The following is a 5,081-nucleotide window of genomic DNA, read 5'->3' on the forward strand; positions in this document are numbered from 1 at the left end:
AAGCAGGCGCCATGTTCGACGCCATCAAGGCCCGCGGCTACGTCGTCTGCGGCGTCAACCAAGGCCTGCCGGGATTCGGCAATCCCGATAGCCAGGGGAAATGGACCGGGCTCGACATCGACTTCTGCAAGGCGGTCGCCGCCGCGATGTTCGGCGATGGCGAGAAGGTCCGCTACACGGTCACTACCGCGCAGTCGCGGTTCCCGGCCTTGCAGTCGGGCGAGGTCGACGTGCTCGCCCGCAATACCACCCAGACCTTGCTGCGCGATGCCCAGCTCGGCTTCCACATGGCCGGCGTCAACTTCTATGACGGCCAGGGCTTCATGGTGCCGAAGAAGCTCAACGTGACCTCGGCCAAGCAATTGAATGGCGCCACCGTCTGCGTGCAGCCCGGAACCACCACCGAGCTCAACCTCGCCGATTATTTCCGCGCCACCAACATGAAGTTCCAGCCGGTCGTCATCGAGAAGATCGACGAGGTGACCAACGCCTTCTTCAACGGGCGCTGCGATGTGTTCACCACCGATGCCTCCGGTCTCGCTTCCACCCGCGCCGCCATGGCCCCGAAGCCGGACGACTATGTGATCCTGCCGGAGCGCATCTCCAAGGAACCCCTGGGCCCGGTCGTGCGCAAGGGTGATGACCAGTGGTACGCGGTCGTGCGCTGGACCTTGGATGCCATGATCGAGGCGGAGGAGCTCGGCATCACCTCGAAGAACCTCGACGAGAAGCTGAAGAGCACCGATCCGGCGATCCAGCGCGTGCTCGGGGTCACCCCCGGCTACGGCAAGGCGCTCGGGCTGGACGAGAAGTGGGTCTACAACATCGTCAAGACCGTGGGGAACTACGGCGAGAGCTTCGAGCGCAACGTCGGCAAGGGCACGGCGCTCAATCTCGAGCGCGGCCTCAACGATCTGTGGACCCGCGGCGGCATCTTGTACGCGCTGCCGCTGCGCTAACCACCACGCCGTCGAATGCCATAGGGCCGTCCCCGTCGGGGGCGGCCCTTTCGATTCGGAGAGCCAGCCGCTTCACGCAAATCGCGTCTGCGGCCGCACGATCGGGGACGGCAGGGCTTCCAGCGCCGGCAGCAGCTCCTCCACGGTCTCGACCGTGATCATCAGCTTGTCGTTGCCCGAGGCAACGAAGCCCGTCGCCGTCATGTGCCGGATCAGTGCATCGAGCGGCTGCCAATAGCCGGCGACATCGATGAGCGCCACCGGCTTGTCGTGCAGCCCGAGCTGCTTCCAGGTCACGATCTCGAAGGTCTCATCCAACGTGCCGAGGCCGCCCGGCAGGATGGCGAAGGCATCGGCCAGCTCGAACATGCGCTGCTTGCGCTCATGCATGGTGCCGACGACGACGAGCTCGCTGACGCCGCGGTGTCCGATCTCGAAGTCCTCGAGATGCTTGGGGATGACCCCGACCACGCGGCCGCCCGCCGCCAGTGCTGCGTCGGCGATCTCGCCCATCAGCCCCACGCGGCCGCCGCCGAACACCAGCCGCACGCCCGCTTCGGCGAGGATGCGGCCGAGCGTCCGCGCCGCCTTCTTGTAGATGTCGGGAACCTGCGAGGAGGCGCCGCAATAGACGCAGAGCGAGGAAATCTTGGCCATGTCTTCGCTTGAGATGGCACCGCGGCACCGACCCGGTCAAGGGCGGAGCAGCGCCGGCTGGGTTTTCTCGCTGAGTGCGGGCGCTTAGGACTTTTTCCTGAGCGTGTTCTTAATCGGCGGCAGCGCCCTGAGATAGGCCACGATGGCGCGGATGTCGTCGTCGGTGAACTTGCTGGTGCTGTTCTTCACCACCTCGCCCATGGACGCGCCGACGACGTCGCCGTCGGGCTTCATGCCGGACTTCAAGAGATCGACCAGATCGGCCGGGCTCCAGTCGCCGATGCCGGTGCCGGGATCAGGCGTGATGTTGGGCACCCGGTCGCCCTCTGGCCCATCGGCATTGCCGGCAAAGGCGAGATCGGTCTTGAGCCCGCCCATGAGGTTACGGGGGGTGTGGCACTCCCCGCAATGGGCGACGGCCTGGACCAGATAGGCGCCGCGGTTCCACTCCGACGGCTTCTTCGGGTCCGGCTTGAACGGCCCATAGACATAGTTCATGAGCTTCCAACCGGTCTGCAGCAGGCGCAGGTTGAACGGGAAGCCGATGTCGTGCGGCCGGTTCGGCTCAGCCACCGCCGGCTGCGCTTTCAGATAGGCGAAGAGATCCTTGAGGTCGCCATCGCTCATCTTGGTGAAGGACGGGTAGGGGAAGACCGGAAAGAGGTTGCTGCCGTCCGCCGCCACGCCCTGGCGCATGGCGCGGATGAACTCGGCCTCGCTCCACGCCCCGATGCCGTTGATGGGATCGGATGTGATGTTGGGGCCGTAAAAGGTGCCGAAGGGGGTACGGAGCGCGCGGCCGCCGGCCAGCGTCTTGCCGTTGTTCTTGACATCGGTGTGGCAGCCGACGCAGCCCCCGAGGTCGAAGATATACTGGCCGCGAGCAATGGCGCTGGCATTCGCCGTCTGCGCCTGCGCCGGCCCTGAGGCCACCAGCGCCGCCAGCGCTGCGACGGCAAAGAGACGAAGCATGGTCATGGAAGCGTCCGCGGCGGCGGGCGAGGGGACGGGAAGCCTTTCTGCCTCCCGTCGGCTCGGTTTCGGCTGTTCTAGGTCAAGGGCTTGCGGTACGGCGTGTGGCACCCGCCGCAGGCCTGGCCCACGGTCGGGAAGGCCGCCTTGACGCCGGCCTCGTCATTGGCCTGGGCGGCCTTCAGCACGTTGCCGCTGGCCTCCTCGAGCTTCTTCGCCGCGGCGAGGAAGTCCGCGTTCTTCTCCCAAATCGCCGGCAGCGCGTTGGTCTCGCCGGTGCCTGATCCCGCCGGAAACAGGGCCGGGATCTTCTTCGCGGTGTCGTTGATGGCGGTCGCCGCGGTCACTGCCGCCTGCTGGTTCCACGGGTTCTCGCCGCGCACCATCCGGTTCAGGGCGCCGGCTGCCGCGCCATTGCCCTTCATCGCCTCCTTGCGGGTGGCGATGGTGGAAGCGGGGGCTTGCGCTTCGGCGACCGACAGCATGGCGGTGGCTGCGACCAGGGCCAGGCACGCGCCCGTGAACCCGGCTGCCACCCATTTTCGAGTGTTCATTTCGATAGCTCTCCCAATCGGTTTTTCTACGGATCGGGCGGCCTATGCCCCCGCCAGACCAGCCCCGACAAGGCACTATGACACGCACATTTCCTGGCTGGCAACCGGACCCGCGGGACGCCGGCTTCACGATTTGTAATCCTGGAACGGCCGCAGCGTTTGAATTCATCATTCCGCCGCGGTAGGTTGACAGCGCGGCACCTGCCTCGATGGGCCCGGGCAGGCTCCCAGCTCGGCCACGGATGATTGATTGATGAACCGATACTGGATCATCGGTGGCGTCGGCGTTCTTCTCGCCTTGATTGCCGTGGGGTTGAACGAGTTCGTTTCGCGTCAGGAGCGAGTCTCGGAAGCCGCACCGCGAAGCCAGGCGATTGCGCCGACTCCGGCAACACAAGCGCAACCGCTGCCGGCGGTCGCGGCGCCTTCCTCGACGCCTCAGCCGGTGGCCCCCAGCTTCGATGTGGTCCGGGTCAATCCCAGCGGCGATGCGGTCATCGCCGGTCGCGGCGCTCCCAATACCGAGGTGACCGTGCTCGATGGCGACAAGCCCATCGGCAAGGTCATGGCCGATGCCCGCGGCGAGTGGGTGTTGCTGCCCTCCCAGCCCTTGACCCCCGGAACCCGGTCGCTTTCCTTGAGCCAGCGCAGCGCCGACGGCTCGAACCAGACCTCCGAGCGGGTGGTGGTTCTGGTCGTGCCCGAGCGCCAGAAGGATATCGCCGGACGTCCGAGCGACCAGCCGAGCCAAGCCCTGGCGCTCTCGGTGCCCAGGCAAGGCACCGGGCCGAGCCAGGTCTTGCAGGCGCCGCAAGCAAACGCTGCTTCGCCGCCGCGCGCCAATATTGTCCCGCCGGCGGCCGTCGCCCCAACATCGAGCGCACCGGCCGCATCGACCGCACCCAATGTCCCGACCGTCACCGTCGATGTCGTCGACTACGACGATGCTGGGCGCATCAGCTTTGCCGGCAAGGCGGAATCCGGCGCCGAAGTGCGCGTCTATCTCGACAACAAGCTGATCGGCGCGGCCACCGCCGGATCCGGCGGGGATTGGCGCTTGAGCCCGTCCGGGGAAATCGCGCCGGGGCTCTATACCTTGCGCGCGGATCGCGTCGGCGGGGACGGCCGCGTGGTGGCGCGCGCCGAACTGCCCTTGCGCCGCGCGGCACCGCTCGGCGATTTGACCGCCGCCAACTTCATCGTCATCCAGCCCGGCAACAATCTTTGGTCGATCGCGCGGCGTGTCTATGGCCAGGGCACCCAGTACACTGTCATCTACCAGGCGAACCAGGATCAGATCCGCGATCCCGATCTGATCTATCCGGGTCAGGTCTTCCAGCTTCCGACAGCGGTCAACTGAGAGCGGCAGTGCTGAAGACCGTGCTCGTTCCGATCGCCTCCGATGGGTGGCCGTTCATCGGCGGCTTGGCGATCCTGTCGCTCTTCACCTTGTGGCTGTTCGAGCCTCTGGGCTGGGCCGTCGTTCTCTCGACCCTCTGGTGCACCTATTTCTTCCGCGATCCCGATCGTGTCGTGCCGATCCGCCCGGGGTTGATCGTCAGCCCCGCCGACGGCGTCGTTCAGGCGATCACCCGCGCCACGCCGCCGGCCGAGCCCGGCATGGGCATGCACGCGCGCCCGCGCATCAGCATCTTCCTCAACATTTTCGATGTGCATGTGAACAGAGCGCCCTGCGACGGCGAGGTGACCGCGCTCGACTACCGGCCGGGCAAGTTCCTCAACGCCTCGCTCGACAAGGCCAGCATCGACAACGAGCGGCAGTCGATCCGGCTGGCGCTGAACGACGGCCGCGACATCGCCGTGGTGCAGATCGCCGGACTGATCGCGCGGCGCATCCTGTGCCAGGCGCGCCTGGGCCAGCGGCTGCTGGCCGGCGAGCGCTTCGGCATGATCCGCTTCGGCAGCCGGGTCGACGTGT

Annotated in this window: 6 protein-coding genes; 3 read left to right on the forward strand and 3 right to left on the reverse strand. The window is 66.7% G+C overall.

What is annotated here, in order from left to right:
- A partial coding sequence (locus tag HY058_21365) for an amino acid ABC transporter substrate-binding protein (protein ID MBI3499856.1) occupies positions 1–959 on the forward strand: 959 nt, incomplete at its 5' end.
- A gap of 72 nt (positions 960–1,031) precedes the next feature.
- Here HY058_21365 and HY058_21370 read toward each other — a convergent pair.
- The 3 genes from HY058_21370 to HY058_21380 all read right to left on the reverse strand — a co-directional run bounded on the left by HY058_21370 (position 1,032) and on the right by HY058_21380 (position 3,142).
- Positions 1,032–1,616, reverse strand: coding sequence for a TIGR00730 family Rossman fold protein (locus tag HY058_21370; GenBank protein MBI3499857.1), 585 nt, complete (start codon positions 1,614–1,616; stop codon positions 1,032–1,034).
- Between the two features lie 84 nt (positions 1,617–1,700).
- The gene (locus HY058_21375; protein ID MBI3499858.1) at positions 1,701–2,588 is read right to left on the reverse strand and encodes a cytochrome c; all 888 of its coding nucleotides are present in this window, start codon (positions 2,586–2,588) and stop codon (positions 1,701–1,703) included.
- A gap of 77 nt (positions 2,589–2,665) precedes the next feature.
- The gene (locus tag HY058_21380) at positions 2,666–3,142 is read right to left on the reverse strand and encodes a cytochrome c (GenBank protein MBI3499859.1); all 477 of its coding nucleotides are present in this window, start codon (positions 3,140–3,142) and stop codon (positions 2,666–2,668) included.
- A gap of 253 nt (positions 3,143–3,395) precedes the next feature.
- Between HY058_21380 and HY058_21385 the strand changes: the two genes are divergently transcribed.
- The gene (locus tag HY058_21385) at positions 3,396–4,502 is read left to right on the forward strand and encodes a LysM peptidoglycan-binding domain-containing protein (protein MBI3499860.1); all 1,107 of its coding nucleotides are present in this window, start codon (positions 3,396–3,398) and stop codon (positions 4,500–4,502) included.
- Positions 4,499–5,081 (forward strand): phosphatidylserine decarboxylase family protein (locus HY058_21390; protein MBI3499861.1); only part of this gene is annotated, 583 nt, incomplete at its 3' end. The genes HY058_21385 and HY058_21390, both read left to right, overlap by 4 nt.

Source organism: Pseudomonadota bacterium (assembly GCA_016195085.1).
GTDB lineage: Bacteria > Pseudomonadota > Alphaproteobacteria > SHVZ01 > SHVZ01 > JACQAG01.

Excerpts from the sequence above, each read along its gene's own strand:
- HY058_21370 (MBI3499857.1), bottom strand. The coding sequence starts at position 1,616 with ATGGCCAAGATTTCCTCGCTCTGCGTCTATTGCGGCGCCTCCTCGCAG.
- HY058_21375 (MBI3499858.1), bottom strand. The coding sequence starts at position 2,588 with ATGCTTCGTCTCTTTGCCGTCGCAGCGCTGGCGGCGCTGGTGGCCTCA.
- HY058_21380 (MBI3499859.1), bottom strand. The coding sequence starts at position 3,142 with ATGAACACTCGAAAATGGGTGGCAGCCGGGTTCACGGGCGCGTGCCTG.
- HY058_21385 (MBI3499860.1), top strand. The coding sequence starts at position 3,396 with ATGAACCGATACTGGATCATCGGTGGCGTCGGCGTTCTTCTCGCCTTG.